We start from the raw sequence: 20,317 nt of genomic DNA, 5'->3' as shown, positions 1-20,317 counted from the left end.
CGTGAGAGGTTTCTGAGAAAAGCGCGTTTATCGGAACGATTCGCTCGGGGTCGTTCGTCTTTCCTGCGGGATGAACAAGACGATCAGGCACGCCGCCGTCTTCAGTCTGCTCCTCGTGCTCGCTCTGCTGGTCAGGGCGACCTGGGTGCAGTTCTACGACGGTCAGGCCCTCGCGGACAACGACAAGAACCGGCGGAAGATGATCGCGCAGTACGCGTATCCGCTGGGCGACATCATCGTGGGCGGAGAGGCGGTGACGGGCTCCGAGAAGACAGGTGGCGGCAGCGACCTGAAGTACAAGCGGACCTACAAGGACGGCTCCCTGTACTCGGCGGTGACCGGCTTCACGTCGCAGGTGTACGGCTCGACCCAGCTCGAGGCCCTCTACCAGGACGTGCTCGACGGCTCCGACACCCAGCTGAAGAACCCCGTCGACACACTCACCGGCAAGCACGCCGATCCCGGTGACGTGATCACGACGATCGACCCGTCCGTACAGAAGGCCGCGTACAAGGCGCTCGGCGACAAGAAGGGCGCCGCCGTCGCGATCGACCCGAAGACGGGGAAGATCCTCGGCATGGTGTCGACGCCGTCGTACGACGCGTCGGAGATCAGCGGCTCGGGGGCGTCGGACGCGCGGGCGTGGAAGAAGCTGTCCGACGACAAGGACGTGCCCACCATGAACCGGGCCCTGAAGCAGGCGCTGCCGCCGGGCTCGACGTTCAAGCTGGTGGTCGCCGCGGCCGCGCTGGAGAACGGGCTGTACTCGTCCGTCGACACGAAGACCGACTCCCCGAACCCGTATCCGCTCCCGGGCACCAGCAAGGATCTGAAGAACGAGAGCGCGAGCGCGCCGTGCGAGGACGCCTCCATCCGCACCGCTCTCCAGTACTCCTGCAACAACGTCTTCGGCAAGATGGCCGTCGAGCTGGGGCAGGACAAGGTGAAGGCGATGGCCGAGAAGCTCGGCTTCAACGACGAGAAGCGGGACGTACCGGTCCGCGCGGCCGAGAGCATCTACCCCTCCGGCATGGACAAGGCACAGACCGCGCTGTCCGGCATCGGGCAGTTCGACGTGACGGCCACGCCGCTGCAGATGGCGATGGTCTCCGCGACGATCGCCAACGGCGGCGAGCAGGCCTCGCCGCACATGGTGTCCGAGGTGACGAACGCCGACGGGGACGCGATCAAGAGCTACCCGGACTCCGACGGCGAGCGGGTCCTCAGCGAGTCGACCGCCTCGCAACTGCAGTCGGCGATGGAGACCGTCGTGACGAAGGGCACCGGCACGAACGCGCGGATCGCCGGGGCCACCGTGGGCGGCAAGACCGGTACGGCGCAGCACGGCGAGAACAACAGCAAGACGCCGTACGCCTGGTTCACGTCGTACGCGAAGGACGACTCGACCGGGAAGGAGGTCGCCGTGGCGGTGCTCGTGGAGCAGTCCGACGCGGCGCGTTCGGAGGTCAGCGGCAACGGCCTGGCCGCTCCGATCGCCAGGTCCATGATGGCGGCGGCCCTGAAGAGCTAGCGCCGCGTCACGGTGCTCCCCCTCCCTGGCGGCGGCGCTTCCACGCCAGGAACGCCCAGGCCGCCAGGAGGGGCACCGCCGCGCCGGTCAGCGCTCCCGTGACGAAGCCCGCCCCGGTGATCGCCACGCCGTCGGAGACGGCCGACGCGACCGCGGCGGCGATCAGCACGAGGGCCGCCACCGCCGGAGCGGCAAGGAAGCGGCGGCTGCGGGAGGTGCGGCGGGCGGGGGCCGCCGGGGGCGGGGCCGTGACGTCCGCGGCCGGGCCCGGCGCGGCCGCTTTCGGGCGCTTGTACCAGCCGTGGACGACCCAGGTGCCGCACGGCTCCCAGCCGTCGGCCGCGAGCTGCGCGTCCGGCGCCGCGCGGCCCCGGGTCACCAGCTCTCTGCGGTACTCCCAGCGCCGCGGCCGCTCGGGGTCGCGGTGGCTGACGAAGCGGCCGTCGGCGTCGATGCGCTCGACCTCCCAGCCCTCGTCGCCGAAGCGGTCCAGGAGCGCCTCGTCGGCGTAGGTGTCGGCCGTCCAGCGCCACGTCTCCACGATGCCGTCGGGGGCCTCGGCGTCCCCGGCCGCGGACTGCGGTGCCAACCGACGGGCGAAGTCCTGGACCGGGCCGAACTCCTCGACCGGATGGGCCGGTGCGCACCCGGCCAGGTGCGCCGCGAGGCCGGCGACCGTCGCCGTGACATGGTCCGGCGGCAGCCCGCGGGCGAGCAGGGCGCGGGTCAGCTCGGTCATGTAGGCGGTGGCACCGGGTGGGTCCGCGGAGTCCGGCAGGTCCGTCATCGCACTCCCAGGCGTCGGTCCGGTACGGGTCGAGCAGAGGTCGGGGTCCAGTACAGGTCGAGTACAGGTCGAGTACGGGGAAATCTATCTCCCACCCGCGCGCTTCCACCGCAGGAAGCCCGGCCGACGCCCCTTGCTCCCCCGTGTCCGATATCCCGCACACCCTTCGAACCGCCGTACGGAACGCTGGTACGCTCTCGCCTCCTGTCGGGCCCCACAGTGAGGGGAGGGATCCGCGTGAGCACCGTCGTGGACGACGACGCCTCCGCCGAGTTCCGGGCCTTCTTCGAACGGCATCATGCCGAACTCGCCCGGCTCGCCCACCTGTTGACGGGCGAGCCGGACGCCGCCGACGATCTCGCGGCGGACGCGCTGCTCGCGCTCTGGCACCGCTGGGACCGGGTCAGGAACGCCGATCACCCGGTGGCGTACGCGCGTGGTGTCGTCGCCAACCTGGCCCGCACCCGGATCCGCAGCGCGGTCCGTGAGCGGCGGCGCGTGGCGCTGTTCTGGTCGGGCAGGTCCGAGCGCACCGAGGATCCCGACGTGCCGGCCGTGGTCGATGTGCAGGGCGCGCTGCGGGAACTGCCGTTCCGCAAGCGGGCGTGCGTGGTGCTGCGGCACGCGTTCGACCTGTCGGAGAAGGACACCGCGCTCACCCTCGGGATCTCGGTGGGTACGGTGAAGAGCCAGACCTCGAAGGGCATGGCCGAGCTCGAACGGCGGCTCGGGCCCGGCGGGTTGGACGGACGGGCGCCGCGTCGCGTGCGGGCGGTCGGTGCGACGGTGGAAGGAGGCCGGCGGTGAACGACGACCTGCGGCGGCGGCTGCGCGAGGCCGCCGGCACGCACCGCCCCGACCGGGAGCGGATGCTGGCCCGGGTCGAGCGCGGCATGTCCGATCCGCATCCGGCGGTACCGGAGCGGCGCGGCCCCGCCGTCGGCTGGGTGCGGATCGCCGGGATCACGGCCGGGGTCGCCGGGGCGCTCGCGGTCGGCGGGCTCGCGGTCGGCGCGGCGCTGCGCGGGGACGAGGGCCCGACGCAGACGGTCGCCGTGACCCCGACGCCCGCCCCGGCACGGACGCCGACGGCGGACGCCACGTCGCGCGGGCCGCGGCCCTCCGGCTCCGCGTCGGCGCCGGACGGACAGCCCGCCTCGTCGCCGGCGTCGCGGCACACCGGCTCGGCGCCGACCCGTTCCCCGGCCGACCGTGGAAAGGCGACGGCCCCCTCCGCGCCCACCGCCACCGCCACGACCGACGGGCCGCTGTGGTCGGACGGATCGGTCGACCCCGGATCGAACGACTTCTGGGCACAGAGCGACGTCACGTTCAAGACGAAAGAGCAACTGGCTTCGCTGACCGTGGAGTTGCGGGTCGCGCAGACCGGGAGGGTCGCCGACACCGGCAACTGGCGCTCCCTGCCCGCCGAGGACTTCACGGTGTCCGTCGCCGAGCGGGACGGGTTCCTGGTGTACCGGTGGGTGCTGAGGTCCGGGCGGACGGTACCGCCCGGGCAGCATGTGTTCGCCGGGCAGTTCGACCATGCCGAGGGCGGGCGGGACGCGGGGCGGGACACGTATTCCGTGTCGGGCCGGACCTCGGACGGCGAACGAGTCACGGTGGGCGGGGACTTCGAGTAGCCGAGAAGGCGGCAACCTTTCCTCGCGGCGCGGCGACTACCGGGCATGACCAAGAGAGCCAACCCCTCCCCCTCACACCATCACCGCCGGCGCGTCACCCGGCGCAGGGCCACCCTCGGCGGGCTCGCCGCGCTGACCCTCACCGGCGCCGCCCTCGTCACGAGCGGCATGCTCAGCACCGCGGGCGCCGCGGCCGCCTGGCCGGAGGCCAAGGGCACCCAGGCCGTGAGCAGCAGCATCTCCGTGTCGGGCACCTACGACGGCGGATACAAGCGGTTCTACGGTTCCGGCGACCTCGGCGGTGACGGCCAGGACGAGGGCCAGGACCCGATCTTCAACCTCGCGGACGGTGCCGTCCTCAAGAACGTCATCATCGGCTCCCCCGCCGCCGACGGCGTGCACTGCGCGGGCAGTTGCACCCTGCAGAACGTCTGGTGGGAGGACGTCGGTGAGGACGCCGCCACGTTCAAGGGCAAGTCCACGTCGTCCGTCTACACCGTGTACGGCGGCGGTGCGCGGAAGGCCGACGACAAGGTCTTCCAGTTCAACGGCGCCGGCAAGCTCGTCGTCACCAAGTTCCAGGTGTCCGACTTCGGCAAGCTGGTCCGCTCCTGCGGCAACTGCTCGACCCAGTACAAGAACCGCAACATCATCGTCAACGACGTCGACGTGACCGCGCCGGGCAAGTCGATCGTCGGCATCAACTCCAACTACGGCGACACGGCGGCGCTGCGCAACGTCCGGATCCACGGCGACAGCAGCAAGAAGATCAAGCCGTGCGTCCGCTACAACGGCAACAGCACCGGCGCCGAGCCCACCGAGGTCGGCAGCGGCCCCGACGGCACGTACTGCCGGTACACCGCCTCCGACCTGACCTACGACTGAGCCGTCACGACAGCGCGGCGCCCCCGCCGGCGGGATCCGGTGGGGGCGCTGCGCGGTGGCTCCCGGGCCCTCAGCCGACGAAGTACGTCGGGTTCGGGAGCTTGTACGTCCTGTTCGCGTAGCCGCCGTCGAGGTCGGACTGCTGGTCGCCGAAGTTGCCGACGATGTCGTAGCCGAGGGACTCGATGTGCTTGCGGGTGCCCGACTTGTACTGCACGGTCGTGCACTTCCAGGCACCGGCGGTGGCGCAGCCGCTGAGGTAGGCGGGCGGGTTGTCGGCGTTCTTCAGGAAGACGTGCCCGGCGTCGAGGTTCACGTCGATGCCGGCCTTCTTCAGGTTCTCGACGGCCGGGGCGCGCTGGGCCTCGTTCAGTCCCGAGTTGTAGAAGACCTCGACGCCCTTGCTCTTCGCGTACTGGATGAGGGCGGGGGTGCCGAAGACCGCCGGGCGGTCGGCCTTGGCCACGTATGCGGCCCATGTGGCGCTGTTGTAGACGTAGTTGGTGGAGATCTCGTAGTCGAGGCTGAGCAGCAGTGTGTCGTCGATGTCGAAGACGACGGCGGGCTTGGCGTGGTGGTGCTTCGCCTTCTTCGCCGCCTTGGCGATGTCCTTCTTGGCGCCCGCCTCGATGCGGGCGAGGTCGTCGGCGTAGGCGCTGTCGGGCGAGGCCTGCCAGGTGCCGTCGGCGTCCTGGGTGGCGCCGTAGTACGTCTTGATGTCGCCGACCAGCTTGCCGATGTTGTACGGCTCGGCCGTGGTCCGCGCGGTGGGGGCGCCGGCGCCGGCCGCGCCGGTGCCGTAGAGGGCTCCGCCGGCGAGGGCGCACGCGGCGGCGACACCCGCGACTCTGATGGACTTCCGCATGGATCGTGTCTCCGGATCTGGCCTGGAACGGCCGTCGGTTCAGGAGGTCCCCGGCGCGCGTACGCTTCGTCGCGTGATCGTCCGCGCCAGGTCACCGCTTGTCTACGCGCATCACACGGAGACCGCGAGGGGCTTTATCCGATCGATACACGATCCACAGATATCCGGAGCCCGGCGTGCCCCGTAGATCCATTGCTCAGCTATGGCGGCCGCTTGACCTCGCCTTGGAGCACGCCGCCATAGGCTCGTGCGGTCGCACACGCCCGCGCTCAGGACCGTGGGCTGCGCACCGCCCCGCGAAAAGGATCCACCCAGTGCTTCAGCAGTCCACCGTCGCCGCCTCGACGCACGGGGCGTCCCCCGTGCTGCTCGCCGTCTTCGCCCTCGGCGGCCTCGTCGCCGTCTGGGCGGGCCTGCGGTGGGCGCTCGACGTACGCGGGATCACGGTCCGGCGCTCCGAGCGCATCCGGCAGCGCAGCGCGCAGCGTTGGGGCGGGGTGGGCCGGCTCGACGCCCCGTCGGCGAATGTGTTCGGCAGCGTGGGCTACCTCCGGTTCCTCGGTGTGGTGCTGGCCTGCGCCGGGCTCGTCCTGCTCGTCATCACCTACGCCCTGTGGCACCTGGGGTGACGGGCTCGGGCCTCCAGTCGCCGAGATAGGCGGAGGCGGTCGCCGATCCGGCTTCCCCGGCGTCCAGTTGCGGCCGGTTCGCGGGCACGGTGACGAGGGCGCCCGGGCCGGTGTTGCGGTACTCGGCGAAGCGCTGGCGCTGCCACGGGTAGCTGTCGGACATGTTGGCGTAGGGCGTGACGGCGTCGATGCCGGGGCCGAGCCAGGTGTCGCGGACCGTGAGCATCGGGCGGGCGGTGGTGTCGGAACCGGGCACCCAGGGCCGGGCCAGCTTGTAGTAGGCGTCGGGGGCGGTGGAGCTGACCCGGCCGCGCACGACGAGGTATCCGCGCGGGTTGGCGGCCGCGGTGGACGGCGCGAACACGAAGCCGTACGGGGCCGTGGCGAGGTCGCCGCGGTCGAGGGCGCGGAAGTGGCAGCGCTCGAAGACGGCGGTGCCGCGGCCGAAGACGAAGTCGACGTCGCCCTCGGCGTAGCAGTCCCGGAAGTACTGGCGGGCGAACACGGTGAGCGCGGCGGAGTCGGCGTACAGCGTGTCCTGGTGGCCGAGGAACCGGCACCGGAAGAAGGCCGAGCGGTCGCCGGTCACCTTCAGGGCCACGGCCTGCGTCCCGGTGATCCCCGGATGGTCGGCGCGCAGCCAGTCGTTGGCGAAGGTGACCGCGTGGGCGGTGAACCCGTCGGCGCGCAGCGTCACGGTGGCCGAGCCGGTGGTGCCGTACGGGCCCGAGCCGTCGGGCTTCAGCGTGCCGGCGGCGTTGTCGTACACGACGACGGTGTCGCGCGGGTCCCCCGAGGCGCCGATCCAGGTCATGTCGGGGGCGGCGGCGGACACGGTCTCCCGGTAGACGCCGGGGGCGATGACGAGGGTCCACCCGGCCGCCCCGGCCACCGCGTTCACGGCGGCCTGCACGGTGGTGACGTCACCGGCGCCTCCCGGGTGGACGTACAGGGTGCGTGCGTCGAGGCGCCGCCGCGGCGCCCCGTACCGGCCGAAGGGACGGGACGTCGCGAGCGCGGGGACGGCACCGGCGCCGAGGGCGACGGCGCCGCCGACTCCGGCCACGACGAACCTCCGCCGGGAAAGGGGGAGTGGGGGCTTGGGCATGGTGCGGCTCCTTCATGGTGCGTCGTCCGGAACAGGGCGAGGAGACACGGGCCGGTGGGCCCCGGAGAGGGGGCGCGGGGGAACCGCGCCCCCAGCCACCACGGGAGCCGCACCCGCCCGTACGGGGCAGCCGACAACGGCGCCGGGGCGCGCCCTACCCGAGCCGCTCCGCCCCGGCCCCCCGCTGCACGGCGCGCGGCACCGCACGCGCCGGGTCGACATGCCCTCGCAGCGCCGGGGTCCACCCGGCGCCGGAGGCCAGCGTCTCCCCGGGGATCTCCGCGTTGTGCACGGCGATGAGGTCGACCGCCCGGCCGTTGACCCGGTTGTCGACGGCGGTGAGGGGCGCCTCGCTCCACTTCTTCAGGACGGTCGCCGCGCTGATCCCCTTCGGCAGGCTGAACGCGTTCTTCTCCGCATAGAGCTGCGACTCGGCGCCGATCCCGAAGGAGTACGCGTAATCAGCCCTGCCCACATAGGAGTTGTTGTAGACGTCGACCTGCCCGAAGCGCACCCGGGGCGCGCGTTCGACCAGGCCGGTGAACAGGTTGTGGTGCAGGGTCACGCGCAGCTTGCCGCGGTCCGTCGCGCCCGCGCTGTCGCTGTTGCCGATCATCAGGGTCTTGTCGTGGTCGGCGAACACGTTCCAGGAGGCGGTGACGTGGTCGGCGCCCTTGACGATGTCCAGCTCGCCGTCGTGCTGCTGGTAGAGCCGCCCGTAGTAGGTGGGCAGGGTCGAGTCCGGGTGGTCGCCGTCGGTGAACGTGTTGTGGTCGAGCCAGACGTGCGTGGCGTTGGAGAGGACGGCCGCGTCGTACTCGGAGTTCCAGTTGCCGGTGTCGCCGTCGGTCGGGTCCCACTGCGGGAAGCAGTCGAGCGGGGACTCCAGGGTGAGGCCGCGCACGATGACGTTGTCGACCCCGTTGATCTGGAGGCTGCCGCCGACGATGCCCGCGCCCTTGCCGACGCCGATGAGCGTGGTGTTGGCGGGGACGTTCGCCTTGACGGCCTTGGCCTGGGCGGCGGCGGAGGCGGCCCGCAGGTCCTCCTGCTCGCCGCTGACCTCGTTCTCGTAGCCCCAGACGGCCGGGTCGTAGTCGGCGAGGTACCGGTCGAAGTCGTAGCCCGGGGCGGCGAACTCGGCGCAGTCCGCGCCGTCCGCGTCGAGGGTGCCCTTGATCCGGACGATCTTCGGCGTGCTGCCGCCGTCGGCGAAGGCGGCCTTCAGGCCGGCCCAGGTGGTGACCGTGTAGACGTGGGCGGCATCGGCGGCGGCGCCGCCCTGGGTGCCGGTCGTGGCCGAGCCCCAGCCGTCGCCCGCGGCCAGGGTCTCACGGGCCACGTCGCGGCCGTGCGCCTGCGCGGCGCCCGTGCCGGTGACGGCGAGGACGAGTGCGGTGCAGCCCAGCACCGTCGCTATGACACGTGCATGACATCTCGGTGTGTTCACTGTGTGCTCCTCGCGGGATTTCAGGCGGGTGTCGTGCCGGGCAGCCACGTCAGCCGCGACTGCCACACATCGGAGAGTTCGTCGATCTCGTCGCCGAGCCGGCGCAGGTCCCGCGCGGGCAGCACCCGGCGGCGCAGCAGTTCGGTGGCGACGAGGCGGGCCACGGCGATCGCGCCGGGCGGGTTGGCGTGCGTGTTGTCCTGTTCGGTGGCGGTCCAGTTGAAGTAGGCCTTCGTCTCCTCGACCCCGAGCCGCTGCCACAGCGCGAGCGACAGCGCCTGGATGTCGAGGAGCGCGACGCCCTCCTGCCGGGCGAGGGCGCGCATCGCCGCCGGGTAGTCGCCGTGGGTGGGCTGCGCGTTGCCGTCGGCGTCGAACCTTCTGCGTTCGACGGGCGTGGCGAACACCGGGCGGGCGCCGTGAGCCCGCGCCCCGTCGACGTAGCGCATCAGGTACTCCTGGTACGTCGACCAGGGCTCGGTGGCGCGGGTGGGGTCGGCGCTCTTCTCGTCGTTGTGCGCGAACTGGATCAGCAGGAGGTCGCCGGGGCGGATCGCGCCGAGGATCGCGTCCAGCCTGCCCTCGTCGGCGAAGCTCTTCGAACTGCGGCCGTTGACCGCGTGGTTGGCGACCTCGACGCGCGAGGAGAGGAAGAACGGCAGGGCCGTGCCCCAGCCGGTCTCGGGCGCGGCGTCCGCGTACTTCTGGGCGGCGGTGGAGTCGCCCGCGACGAACAGGGTCCGGTGGTCGTGGCGGGCGGCCGCGGTTGCCGGGCCCGCGACGGCCGCGGCCAGCGGCAGTCCGGCGAGTGCGGCCAGGGCCGCTCTTCGGGTGGTCGACACGACGATGTGCCGTCCTTTCAGGAGCGGGGCGAAAGGTGCGTGGAGGATCCGGCGGCGGGAGTGGTACGACAGGAGACATCCCGCCGCCGGACCGGTCGACCGGGCACGGCTCCTACTTGGCCTGTGCCTTCCATTCGTCCTGCGCCTTGTTCAGCTGGTCGGCGAGCCGGTCCAGGAACTGCTTGGACGACTCCTTGCCGAGCAGGACCTTCTGCAGGTCGTCCTCGTTCTCGGCCTTGGAGATGGTGTTCCAGTCGGGCAGGTAGTACGGCAGCTGCACGATCTTGGTGGAGCCGGACGCGAGCGCCTCGGCGGCCAGCCGGGTCGGCTCGGACTTCTGGACCCAGGCGTCCTTGGCCGCCTCGGTGTTGGCGGGGATCTGCTTGGCCGACTCGTTCCACTTGCTGTTCTCCGCGTGCGAGGCGGCGAACTCGATGAACTTCCAGGCGGCCTGCTTGTTCTTGCTCGACTTGAACAGGCCGAGCCCGTCCACGGGGTTGGAGACCTGGACGCGGGTGCCGTCGTCGCCGGTCGGGTTGGGCAGGCCGCGGAACTTGGTGCCGAACGCCTTCACGTGGTCGCCGTAGGAGCCCAGGTTGTGGCTGAGCATGCCGATCTGGCCGCTGTCGAACTGCGCGACCATCTTGGTGAAGTCGTTGTTGACGTCGGCGGACGGCGTGGCCTTCTTGTAGAGGCCGGCGTACTTCTCCAACGCGGCCACGTTCTTGGGGTCGTTGACCGTCGTCTTCGTGTTGTCCGCGTCCCAGAACGAGGTGATGCCGCTCTGCCCGTACATGACGTCGAGCGCCTGGGCGATGGAGCCCTCGCCGCCGCGGATGGTGTAGCCGAACCGGTTCTTGCCGGTGTCGGTGAGCTTGCCGGCGGCGTCGAAGAACTTCCTCCACGTCGTCGGGGCGTCCAGACCGGCCGACTTGAACAGGTCGGTGCGGTAGTACAGGACACCGTTGTTGGCCGAGGTCGGGACGGTGAACATCGAGGAGCCGGAACCGCCGGCGGCCTTCACGGACTCCACGAAGGCGTCGTTGAGCTTGCCGTTGAGGGCGCTGGTGGCGACGCGGTCGTCGAGCGGTTCGAGGGCGTTCTGCGCGGCGATCCCGGCCAGCATGGCGGTGCCCACACCGCCGACGTCGGGCAGGCCGCCGCCCTGGATCGCGGTGTCGTACTTGGACTGCACGCTCTCGGCGGGGATACCGACGTACTTCACCTTGATGCCGGGGTTCGCCTTCTCGAAGTCCTTGATGATCTCCATCCAGACATCGCGGCGCACGGCCGTGTTGTTGTCCCAGAAGGTGATCTCGCCCTTGCCCGAGCCCTCGTCGCCCTTGTCGCCGCCAGCGCCGCTGCCGTCGTCGCCGCAAGCGGTGGCGGTGAGCGCGAGGACCGTGGTCAGGGCGAGGGCGGTGCCGGTGCGGAGCGCGGGTCTGCGGATACGGATGTTCATGATCGGCTCTCTTCTTCTGGATCCGACGGAGGGTGGTGACTGGCGTGTGCTGAGCGAGGCAGGAAAGGCCGGTGGAGCAGGGGTCTTCGGGCGGTCAGACGGTGGTGATCCGGAAGTGCGTGAACAGGGCCGTTCCGGCGGGCCCGGTGCCGGCCGGCGCCGCGGCGAACAGCCCGAGCAGCGCCCCGACCCAGCGCCACGGCGCGGCGGCGAACACCTGGCCCGAGGGACGGAACCCGGCGCCGTCACCGGTGTCGACGGAGAAGCGGCAGCGCGCCCCGTCGGTGACGTCGACACGCAGGCGCGCCGTCCCGCCCGGCGCCGCGCGCACCGGTGCGGCGTCGCGCTCCGCGTCGGCGACGGCCTCGGCGAACCGGTGCGCGACGTGCGCGGTGCCGTCCGCGCCGCGCTCCAGGCCGATCCAGGAGTAGGCGTCGCCGAGGACGGCGAGTCCCGCTCCGGCGCCGGGGGTGGTGCTGGTGAGCCGGAGGCCGACCTCGATCCGGGACGGCGGCAGCGGCAGCCGCTGGGTGAGCAGGTGCGGGACGCGGCGCAGGTCGCGCACCCTGTCCCCGGACCGCACACAGGCGAGGCGCAGCCCGTCCCCGGCGTGCGAACTGGCCCAGCCGTCGCGGGGGTTGGCGGTCCACTGCCACTGCCGTCCGAAGCGGCCGCCGGGGAAGTCGTCGTCGGTGGCGGGCGCGGTGACGGGCTGCACGGGCAGCGCGGGCTTCTCGTGTACGTGCACGGGGGTACCCTCGTCGCCGAGCACCGGCCAGCCGGACGCGTCCCAGCGCATCGGCTGCAGATGCACGACGCGTCCGTACGGCCCGCGCTGCTGGAAGTGCAGGAACCAGTCCTCGCCGGCACCGGTGCGCACCCAGCCGCCCTGGTGGGGGCCGTTGATGCCGCTGTCGCCCTGCTCGAGCACGACGCGCTCCTCGTAGGGCCCGAAGAAGGAGCGGGAGCGGAACACGCCCTGCCAGCCGGTCTCCACGCCCCCGGCCGGGGCGAAGATCCAGTACCAGCCGTCGTGCCGGTACGCCTTGGGTCCCTCGACGGTGAACCAGCCGGGGAGCTGGTCGCCGTCGATCAACAGCGTGCCCTCGTCGAGGAGTTCGCGGCCGTCGGGGCTCATCCGGTGGCCGGTGATCCGGTTCTTGACCCCGGAGCGGGACCTGGCCCAGGCGTGCACGAGGAACGCCTCCCCGGTCTCCTCGTCCCACAGCGGGCACGCGTCGATGAGGCCCTTGCCCGCCTTGAGGAGGTGCGGCCTGGTCCACGGGCCCCTGATGGAGGGTGAGTTGATCTGGAACACGCCGTGGTCGGGGTCGCCCCAGAAGATCCAGAAGCGGCCCGCGTGGTGGCGCAGCGACGGCGCCCAGACGCCGCAGTCGTGGCGCGGCGTCGCGAACGCCTCGGCGGGTTCGAGGCGGTCGAGCGCGTGGCCGACCAGGGTCCAGTTGACGAGGTCGCGGGAGTGCAGCAGCGGCAGGCCGGGGACGCGGCCGAAGCTGGACGCCGTGAGGTAGTGGTCGTCGCCGACGCGGATCACGTCCGGGTCGGACCAGTCGGCGGCGAGCACCGGGTTGCGGTACGTCCCGTCGCCCAGGTCGCCGGTGCGCCGCCCGGCGTTCACGCGGCCACCGCCTTGCGCACGAGGGCGGCGGCGCGGGCCCGGTCGAGGCGGCCGTCGGCGACGACCGTGACGACGCGGCGCACGGCGGTGTCACCGGCGGCGATCGGCAGCCGCGCCCGCGAGGCCAGGGAGGAGCCGACGCCCGGGTACTCCCCCGTGCGCACGAACCAGGGGTCGCGCCGGGTCTCGGCGGTGGCCCCGGCGAACACGAGGGTCCAGCCGTCGCCCGCCAGGGCCAGCCAGCCGGCGGTGCGGCCGTGCACGGCGGACTCGCCGTCGTCGGTCGCGGTGAACACGGCGGGCGCGGCGGCCTCCTTGGGCGCGCGCCAGAAGAAGCCTCCGTAGGCGGCGCCGGGGCGGCCGTTGGTGGCGGGGCTGCCGATGGTCAGGTCCTGGTCGGCCGGGTTGGTGAGGGTGAAGGTCAGGTCGAGCGCCCAGGCGTCGTCGGCGACCTGGGACGCGGCGACGGTGCGCCGCTCGCGCAGCACGAGGCAGCCGTCGGCGGTCCACTCCAGGTCCTCGACGAACCCGTCGGGGTCGCACAGCTTGAACTCGCGGTGCCGCTGCTCGCCGTGGTTGTCCAGGGCGGTGGGGCCCTGGCCGCGGACGTAGGTGCGGCCGCCCCAGAAGTTGTACCCGGCGACGTCCGGCACGGCGATACTCACCCCGAGGTGGTGGACGTGGTCGGCGGGGGCGAACTCGGTGACCGGGGTGCCGCCGAGGGTGCTGACCGGGTGCAGGCAGGGGCGCGGCGCGAGCCGCTGCCCGACGTCGGGGCGCAGGTCGTAGCGGGCGACGGGACGGCCCGCGCAGCTCAGGGTCAGGGGTGCGGTGGCCTGTCGCAGGAGATGACTCACGGTGCTGCCTCCAGTCCTGTCCGGGCCCAGACCGCTCCGAGCTCGGCGTAGCCGGTGAGGGAGTCGGCGCTGGCGGCGACGAGGGCGTCGATGCCGGGCACGACGCGGCGGACGGTGTCCTCGCCCGCGCCGGGCGCGGTGCGCCACGCGTCGGCGGGCAGGGCGCGCGGGTCGGGGGCCCGTCGGATCGCCTCGACGACGCGCATGAAGGCGCCCGTCGAGGCGGGGGTGACGAGGAGTTCCGCGCCGGCCGTCAGGTGGTCGACGAGGTTCTCCAGGAGGTCCGTGCGCCCGTGCGCGGTCTCCTGCGGGCCGTGCCCCGCGCGCTGTACGAGGACGCGGTCCTGCTTGTACCAGAAGGTGATCCGGCCGTGGGTGCCGGGCACGACGACGTACGGCTCGCCGGGCCGCTCGGCGCAGAGCGTCGCGGCGACGGTGACGCGGGTGTCGCGGCGGGTGGTGATCCCGACGTACGAGGTGTCGTCGGCCTCGATGGTGTGGGCGCGGAAGAGTTCGGTGCGGATGTCGGCGAGGTCGTCGGCGCCGGTCGCCCCGTCGAGGGCGAGGGCGGTGGCGACGGCGTGCGCGAGGGGGTTGGTGAGGACGCCGTCGACGACGTCGACGTGCCCGCCGGCGCCGTCGTCGAGGCGGCGGCGTCCGGCCCACGGGGCACGCCGGAAGTAGGCCTCGTCACGGGCCCAGGCTCCGGCGGCGCCGATGCCCAGGGGTTCACCGATGACCCCGTCGCGGACGAGGTCGCGGACGTGGGGCACCGCGTGCGAGCCCAGCGACTGGAAGCCGACCTGGCAGGCGATGCCCTGCTCGGCCACGCCCCGGGCCATCCGCGCGTACTCCGCGTAGGACGGTGCGGGCGGCTTCTCCAGGAGGAGGTGCACGCCGCGCCGGGCGGCGGTCAGGGCCAGGTCGGCGTGGGTGGGGATCGGGGTGCAGACGATCGCGATCCGGGCGCCGGTCGCGTCCAGGAGCGCCCCGAAGTCGTCGGACTGGGCGACGGGCCCGAAGCCGCCGAGCTCGGACTCCTCCAGCGGCTTCAGCTCGCACACGCCGGCGAGCGTGACGCGGCCCGCGCCGGTGAGGCGCCGGAGGTTGTCCAGGTGCCAGCGGCCGTGGCCGCGCGCCCCGGCGAGGACGACGGGGACCGGCTCCCGCGGGTGGCCGCTCATCCCTTCACCGCCCCGGCGCTGAAGCCCGTGACGAGCCACTTCTGGATGAACGCGAAGACGATCACGACGGGGACGGCGGCGACGACGCCGCCCGCGGCGAGCGCGCCCAGGTCGACGGAGTCGGCGCCCATGAGAGTCGCGAGGCCGACGGGGATCGTCTGCTTGTCCTGGTCGGAGAGGAACATCAGGGCGAACAGGAAGTGGTTCCAGCTGTGCACGAAGGCGAAGGAGCCGACCGCGATCAGCCCCGGTCGCAGCAGCGGCAGGACCACGGCGCAGAAGGCGCGGAAGCGTCCGCAGCCGTCGACCCAGGCCGCCTCTTCCAGGGAGTACGGCACGTTCTTGATGAAGCCGCTGATGAGGATCATCGTGAGCGGCAGCTGGAAGACGGTCTCGGCGATGATGACGCTGCCCAGCGAGTTGATCATCTTCAGGTTGGCGAAGATCTGGAACAGCGGCACCAGCATCAGGGCGCCGGGGATGAACTGCGAGCACAGCAGGGCCAGCATGAAGCCCTGTTTGACCTTGAAGTTGAACCGGGCCAGGGCGTAGCCGCCGGCCAGCGCGACGACGGTCGTCATCAGCATCGAGGCGACGCCGACGAGCAGGCTGTTCTGGAAGAAGAGGCCGAAGGACCGCTCGTTCCACACCTTGTCGAAGTGGTCGAAGGTGAGCGGCCACGGCACCAGCGAGGTGGACCCGGCGGGCCGGAACGCGAACAGCAGCATCCAGTAGAACGGGACGAGCGTGAAGAGCAGGTAGACACCGAGCGGGACATAGATCTGCCAGCGCGGCACGTCGTCCCAGGAGCGGCTCTTGCGGGGCGGGGTGACATCGAGCCGGTGCCGGCCGCCGGCCGGGGCAGCGATCGGGGTGGTGGCGGTCAACGGGGCTTCCTTGACGGTCACTTCTCCTCGCCCCCGAACTTGCTCAGGCGCAGATAGACCATCGAGCAGAACAGGAGGATCACGAAGGCGATGGAGGTCAGCGCGGACGCGTAGCCGAAGTCGTGCGAGTCGACGGCGATGGAGGCGATGCGCAGCGGCAGGGTGGTCGTCTCACCCGCGGGTCCGCCGCCGGTGAGGGTGTAGAGGAGGTCGACGTTGTTGAACTCCCACACCGCGCGCAGCAGCGTGGACAGGATGATCGCGTCCTTCAGGTGCGGCAGCGTGATGTGCAGGAACTGCCGGAAGCGGCTCGCGCCGTCGACCTCGGCGGCCTCGTACAGGTCCTTCGACACGGACTGCAGGTCGGCGAGGATGAGGATCGCGAAGAAGGGGACGCCGCGCCAGAGTTCGGCGGTGACGACGGCCGGGAAGACGGTCGCGGTGTCCGACAGCCATGAGGTGCCGTACGAGCCCACGCCGACGTCCGCGAGGTAACGGGTGATGCCCGTCTGGGAGTTGTAGAGCAGCATCCAGACGGCCGAGGTGAGCACGCCCGAGACGGCCCACGGCGAGAAGACCAGCGCGCGGGCCATGGCGCGGCCGACGAAGGTCTGGTTGACGACGAGCGCGAGCCCGAGGCCGAGCAGCAGTTGCAGCACCACCTGCACGACGACCCATTGGAGGCTGAAGCCCAGCGTGCTCCAGAAGTCGGGGTCGTCGGTGAAGGCGGTGACGAAGTTGTCCAGGCCCGCGAAGCCGTTGCGCCACGGCTTGGTGGGGTTGTAGTTCTGCAGGCTGTAGTAGAAGACGCTGATGACGGGGTAGGCGATGAAGCCCAGCATCAGCAGCCCGGCGGGTGCGATCAGCAGGTACGGAAGTCTGCGCGGGGTGGCTGACCTACGGCGCCGGGGCGGCGGGGCTTTCGCCACGGCTGCGGCTTGGGCCATGACTGGACTCCGTTCTCGGTGGCTCAGACGTGATGCGGGCGAAGCGCTTCGACGGCTTCGGGTTCGAAGCGCTTCGCGGACGTCGTTCGGCAGATCGGCCGAACGGCGTGCGGGGGGGGCGGGCCGGGCGGGTCAGCTCGCGTACGGATCGGGGACCTTGCCCGGCCTGGCCAGGAAGGCGAAGTCGCAGCCGGTGTCGGCCTGGGTGATCTGCTCGTTGTAGAGCGCCCCGTACCCGCGTTCGTGGCGCTCGGGCGGGGCGGTCCACGCGGCCCTGCGCCGCTCCAGCTCGGCGTCCGGCACGTCGAGCCGCAGGGAGCGGGCGGGGACGTCGAGGGTGATGCGGTCGCCGGTGCGCACCAGGGCGAGGGGCCCGCCGACGTACGACTCGGGGGCGACGTGCAGCACGCACGCCCCGTAGCTCGTGCCGCTCATCCGGGCGTCGGAGATCCGCACCATGTCGCGCACGCCCTGCTTCAGCAGGTGGTCGGGGATCGGCAGCATCCCGTACTCGGGCATGCCGGGCCCGCCCTTGGGGCCGGCGTTGCGCAGCACCAGCACGCTGTCGGCGGTGATGCCCAGCTCCCGTTCGTTGATGGTGCGTTGCATGGTCCGGTAGTCGTCGAAGACCACGGCACGGCCGGTGTGCTTCAGCAGGTGCGGCTCGGCGGCGATGTGCTTGATGACGGCGCCGTCGGGGCAGAGGTTGCCGCGCAGCACGGCGACTCCGCCCTCGGGCGCGACCGGGTTCGCGCGGGTGCGGATGACGTCGTCGTCGTGGACGACGGCGCCCTCGATCTGGTCGCGGAGCGAGCCGTTGACCGTGGGCCGGTCCAGGTGGAGCAGGTCGGGGATGCGGGACAGGAACGCGGGCAGGCCGCCGGCGAAGTGGAAGTCCTCCATGAGGTACGTCCGGCCGCCGGGCCGTACGTTGGCGAGCACCGGCACCGTGCGTGCGACGCGGTCGAAGTCGTCGAGGCCGAGGCGGACTCCGGCCCGGCCCGCCATCGCGATCAGGTGGATCACGGCGTTGGTCGACCCGCCGAGTCCGAGGACCGTGGTGACGGCGTCCTCGAAGGCCTCGTCCGTGAGGATCCCGGACGGCCTGAGCGCGGTCCAGGCGAGCTCGACGGCGCGGCGCCCGGAGGCGGCGGCCATCCGCTCGTGCGCGGAGTCGACGGCGGGGATGGACGAGGCGCCGGGCAGCGTCATGCCGAGGGCCTCGGCCGCGGCGGTCATCGTGGAGGCGGTCCCCATGGTCATGCAGTGGCCGGGCGATCGCGCCAGTCCGCCCTGCAGTTCGCGCAGTTCGCAGTCGGTGAGGTTGCCCGCGCGGTGCTCGTCCCAGTACTTCCACATGTCGGTGCCGGAGCCGAGGGTCTCGCCGCGCCAGTGGCCGGGCAGCATCGGGCCCGCGGGGACGAAGACCGACGGCACATCGGCGGACGTGGCGCCCATGAGCAGCGCCGGGGTCGACTTGTCGCAGCCGCCGAGCAGCACCGCCGCGTCGATGGGGTAGGAGCGCAGCAGCTCCTCGGTCTCCATGGCGAGCAGGTTGCGGTAGAGCATCGGGGTGGGCTTCTGGTACGTCTCCGAGAGCGTGGAGACGGGGAACTCCAGCGGGAAGCCGCCGGCCTGCCACACCCCTCGCTTGACCGCCTCGGCGCGCTCGCGCAGATGGACGTGGCAGGGGTTGATGTCGGACCAGGTGTTCAGGACGGCGATCACCGGGCGGCCCCGGTACTCCTCGGCCTCGTAGCCGAGCTGGCGCATCCGCGCGTTGTGCGACCAGGTGCGCAGGGCGCCCTCCGTGCCGTACCACTGGTGGGAGCGCAGCTCCTCGGGGGCCAGTCTGCGGCGGGCCGGACTCATAGGGACCACCCCGCCGCGATGCCGGCCACCTCGGCGCGCTCCGCCTCGGGCAGTTCCCGGCTGGGCGGGCGGACCTCGCGACGGCACAGGCCGAGGGAGGCGAGGGCCTCCTTGACGACGGTGACGTTGTTGGCGGAGGCGTCGGCGCCGCGGAGCTCCTCGAAACGGCGGATCTGTTCCCAGATCTTCATGGCGGCCGGGTAGTCGCCCGATCGAAGCGCTTCGATCATGGACAGCGAAACGCCGGGCGCGACGTTCACGAGACCCGAGGTGAAGCCGGTGGCGCCGGCCGAGAAGTAGGACGGCGCGTAGGGCTCGGCGAGCCCGGCGACCCACACGAAGCGGTCCAGGCCCGCGTCCCGGGCGAAGGCGGCGAACCGCGCGGCGTCCGGGACGGCGTACTTCACCCCGATCACGTTCGGGCAGGCCGCGCCGAGTTCGGCGAGCCGGGCGCCGGGCAGCGCGACGTTCCTCAGGTACGGGACCACGCCGAGCCCGGGCACGGCCTCGGCGATGGCGCGGTGGTAGTCGACCCAGCCGCCCTCGGAGACGTACGGATGCACGGGCTGGTGCACCATCACCATGTGGGCGCCGGCGTCGCGGGCGTGCCGCGCGGCCTCGACGGCGGTCGGCACGTCATGGCCGACACCGACCAGGACCGCGGCCCGCTCCCCCGCTTCGGCCAGGGTCAGCTCCGTGACACGGCGGCGCTCTTGGGGGGTCAGGGCGTAGAACTCGCCGGTGTTGCCGTTCGGGGTGAGGGTGCGCACTCCGGCGTCGAGCAGCCGCCTCAGCAGCGCCTTGTAGGTGGCCTCGTCGACCGATCCGTCCGCGGCGAACGGGGTCACCGGGATCGCGACGACATCGGCGAGCGCGGTCCGCGCGGTCTCGAACGGGTACGCCGCGTCGGGCGTCGGAGCTGTCATGAGTCGTGCCCACCCTCTTCATCCCGGGCCTCGGGGAAGGCCCGCTGTACGAACGACGCGATGTGGTCGCGCAGCGCGCGCGAGGCGCCCTGGGCGTCACCGGCGAGGGCGAGCTCCAGGATCTCCCGGTGCTCGGCGGCCTCCCGCTCCCAGGACGGGTCGGCGGCCCAGGCGACGGCCGAGACGAGCGCGGCCTGGTCGCGGACCTCGTCGAGCATCTTGCCGAGCAGCGGGTTGCCGCACGGGACGTAGAGCGCGCGGTGGAACTCCCGGTTGGCGAGGGAGCGTTGGGCCGCGTCGGTCGCGGTGTCGGAGCGCTCCAGGGCGGCGCGCGCCTCGTCCAGGGAGGCGCGGCGGTGCACGGTGCGGCGCAGCGCCTCCGGTTCGAGCAGCAGCCGCACGTCGTAGACCTCGCGGGCCATGTCCGCGTCCACCATGCGCACCGTGACGCCCTTGTACTGGCTCATCACGACGAGCCCGGTCCCGGCGAGGGTCTTGAGGGCCTCGCGCACCGGCGTCTTGGAGACCCCGAACTGCGCGGCGAGGTCGGTCTCCACCAGGGCCTGCCCCGGTCTCAACTGTCCCGTCAGGATGCGGTGCTTGATCTCCTCCTGCACGTACTGCGTGCGGGAGGAGGGGATCGGAGTGGGCACTGAGGTCATGCGCGCCTCTCGCGTCTGATGTCCGGCGGATCGCGTATTGCACATCTCGTATCGCGTCTCATATATGACGTACGAAGTACGACGCGTTGAAGCTAGAAGCAGCGCGATGTTTCGTCAACGCTTCCGTCAAAAGAAATCAGA

19 protein-coding genes are annotated in these 20,317 nt (G+C 71.9%); 5 read left to right on the top strand and 14 right to left on the bottom strand.

Annotated features, from left to right (window positions below):
- Positions 1-70: 70 nt before the first annotated feature.
- A complete protein-coding gene (locus ACQUQD_RS31155) occupies positions 71-1,531 on the top strand; it encodes a peptidoglycan D,D-transpeptidase FtsI family protein (RefSeq protein WP_428955490.1) in 1,461 nt (486 codons plus the stop codon).
- A 7-nt stretch (positions 1,532-1,538) separates the two neighbouring features.
- Here ACQUQD_RS31155 and ACQUQD_RS31150 read toward each other — a convergent pair whose 3' ends face one another.
- The gene (locus tag ACQUQD_RS31150; RefSeq protein ID WP_428955489.1) at positions 1,539-2,318 is read right to left on the bottom strand and encodes a hypothetical protein; all 780 of its coding nucleotides are present in this window, start codon (positions 2,316-2,318) and stop codon (positions 1,539-1,541) included.
- Between the two features lie 237 nt (positions 2,319-2,555).
- Between ACQUQD_RS31150 and ACQUQD_RS31145 the strand changes: the two genes are divergently transcribed.
- The 3 genes from ACQUQD_RS31145 to ACQUQD_RS31135 are packed head-to-tail and all read left to right on the top strand — an operon-like array spanning position 2,556 to position 4,846.
- Positions 2,556-3,125, top strand: coding sequence for a SigE family RNA polymerase sigma factor (locus ACQUQD_RS31145; protein WP_428955488.1), 570 nt, complete (start codon positions 2,556-2,558; stop codon positions 3,123-3,125).
- The gene (locus tag ACQUQD_RS31140) at positions 3,122-3,961 is read left to right on the top strand and encodes a hypothetical protein (protein WP_428955487.1); all 840 of its coding nucleotides are present in this window, start codon (positions 3,122-3,124) and stop codon (positions 3,959-3,961) included. The genes ACQUQD_RS31145 and ACQUQD_RS31140 overlap by 4 nt, the downstream gene beginning before the upstream one ends.
- A 45-nt stretch (positions 3,962-4,006) precedes the next feature.
- Positions 4,007-4,846, top strand: a complete 840-nt coding sequence (locus tag ACQUQD_RS31135; protein WP_428955486.1) for a pectate lyase — start codon at positions 4,007-4,009, stop codon at positions 4,844-4,846.
- 70 nt (positions 4,847-4,916) lie between these two features.
- Here the strand turns inward: ACQUQD_RS31135 and ACQUQD_RS31130 are convergent, their stop codons facing one another.
- Positions 4,917-5,711 carry an HAD family acid phosphatase gene (locus tag ACQUQD_RS31130; protein ID WP_428955485.1) on the bottom strand — a complete coding sequence of 265 codons (795 nt, stop codon included), beginning with the start codon at positions 5,709-5,711 and terminating at the stop codon, positions 4,917-4,919.
- 314 nt (positions 5,712-6,025) lie between these two features.
- On the opposite strand from ACQUQD_RS31130, the gene ACQUQD_RS31125 reads away from it, so the two are divergent.
- Positions 6,026-6,340, top strand: coding sequence for a hypothetical protein (locus ACQUQD_RS31125; RefSeq protein WP_428955484.1), 315 nt, complete (start codon positions 6,026-6,028; stop codon positions 6,338-6,340).
- Here ACQUQD_RS31125 and ACQUQD_RS31120 read toward each other — a convergent pair.
- From ACQUQD_RS31120 to ACQUQD_RS31065, 12 genes are all read right to left on the bottom strand, one after another.
- Positions 6,312-7,448, bottom strand: coding sequence for a pectinesterase family protein (locus ACQUQD_RS31120; protein ID WP_428955483.1), 1,137 nt, complete (start codon positions 7,446-7,448; stop codon positions 6,312-6,314). The genes ACQUQD_RS31125 and ACQUQD_RS31120 overlap by 29 nt on opposite strands.
- 154 nt (positions 7,449-7,602) lie before the next feature.
- Positions 7,603-8,898 carry a pectate lyase family protein gene (locus tag ACQUQD_RS31115; protein ID WP_428955482.1) on the bottom strand — a complete coding sequence of 432 codons (1,296 nt, stop codon included), beginning with the start codon at positions 8,896-8,898 and terminating at the stop codon, positions 7,603-7,605.
- 20 nt (positions 8,899-8,918) lie between these two features.
- Positions 8,919-9,740: a rhamnogalacturonan acetylesterase gene (locus tag ACQUQD_RS31110; RefSeq protein WP_428955481.1), complete on the bottom strand. Its 822-nt coding sequence runs from the start codon at positions 9,738-9,740 to the stop codon at positions 8,919-8,921.
- A gap of 112 nt (positions 9,741-9,852) precedes the next feature.
- The gene (locus ACQUQD_RS31105) at positions 9,853-11,202 is read right to left on the bottom strand and encodes an ABC transporter substrate-binding protein (RefSeq protein ID WP_428955480.1); all 1,350 of its coding nucleotides are present in this window, start codon (positions 11,200-11,202) and stop codon (positions 9,853-9,855) included.
- 94 nt (positions 11,203-11,296) lie between these two features.
- A complete protein-coding gene (locus ACQUQD_RS31100; protein WP_428955479.1) occupies positions 11,297-12,841 on the bottom strand; it encodes a family 43 glycosylhydrolase in 1,545 nt (514 codons plus the stop codon).
- Positions 12,838-13,698 (bottom strand): PmoA family protein, encoded by an 861-nt coding sequence (locus ACQUQD_RS31095; protein ID WP_428955478.1) that lies wholly within the window; start codon positions 13,696-13,698, stop codon positions 12,838-12,840. The genes ACQUQD_RS31100 and ACQUQD_RS31095 overlap by 4 nt, the downstream gene beginning before the upstream one ends.
- Positions 13,695-14,882 (bottom strand): Gfo/Idh/MocA family protein, encoded by a 1,188-nt coding sequence (locus tag ACQUQD_RS31090; RefSeq protein ID WP_428955477.1) that lies wholly within the window; start codon positions 14,880-14,882, stop codon positions 13,695-13,697. Before ACQUQD_RS31090 ends, ACQUQD_RS31095 begins: the two co-directional genes overlap by 4 nt.
- Complete coding sequence (locus ACQUQD_RS31085) at positions 14,879-15,790, bottom strand: carbohydrate ABC transporter permease (RefSeq protein WP_428955476.1); 912 nt, start codon at positions 15,788-15,790, stop codon at positions 14,879-14,881. Before ACQUQD_RS31085 ends, ACQUQD_RS31090 begins: the two co-directional genes overlap by 4 nt.
- On the bottom strand, positions 15,787-16,716 hold the full coding sequence (locus tag ACQUQD_RS31080; protein WP_428955475.1) for a carbohydrate ABC transporter permease: 930 nt from the start codon (positions 16,714-16,716) through the stop codon (positions 15,787-15,789). The genes ACQUQD_RS31085 and ACQUQD_RS31080 overlap by 4 nt, the downstream gene beginning before the upstream one ends.
- A gap of 132 nt (positions 16,717-16,848) precedes the next feature.
- A complete protein-coding gene (araD, locus tag ACQUQD_RS31075) occupies positions 16,849-18,588 on the bottom strand; it encodes an L-arabinonate dehydratase (protein WP_428955474.1) in 1,740 nt (579 codons plus the stop codon).
- Entirely contained in the window at positions 18,585-19,514 is a 930-nt protein-coding gene (locus ACQUQD_RS31070) for a dihydrodipicolinate synthase family protein (protein WP_428955473.1), read from the bottom strand. Before ACQUQD_RS31070 ends, araD begins: the two co-directional genes overlap by 4 nt.
- The gene (locus tag ACQUQD_RS31065) at positions 19,511-20,176 is read right to left on the bottom strand and encodes a GntR family transcriptional regulator (protein ID WP_428955472.1); all 666 of its coding nucleotides are present in this window, start codon (positions 20,174-20,176) and stop codon (positions 19,511-19,513) included. The genes ACQUQD_RS31070 and ACQUQD_RS31065 overlap by 4 nt, the downstream gene beginning before the upstream one ends.
- Positions 20,177-20,317 lie beyond the last annotated feature (141 nt).

The organism is Streptomyces sp. cg35 (assembly GCF_050410835.1).
GTDB lineage: Bacteria > Actinomycetota > Actinomycetes > Streptomycetales > Streptomycetaceae > Streptomyces.
This window is presented reverse-complemented; position numbering and strand designations above follow the sequence as displayed.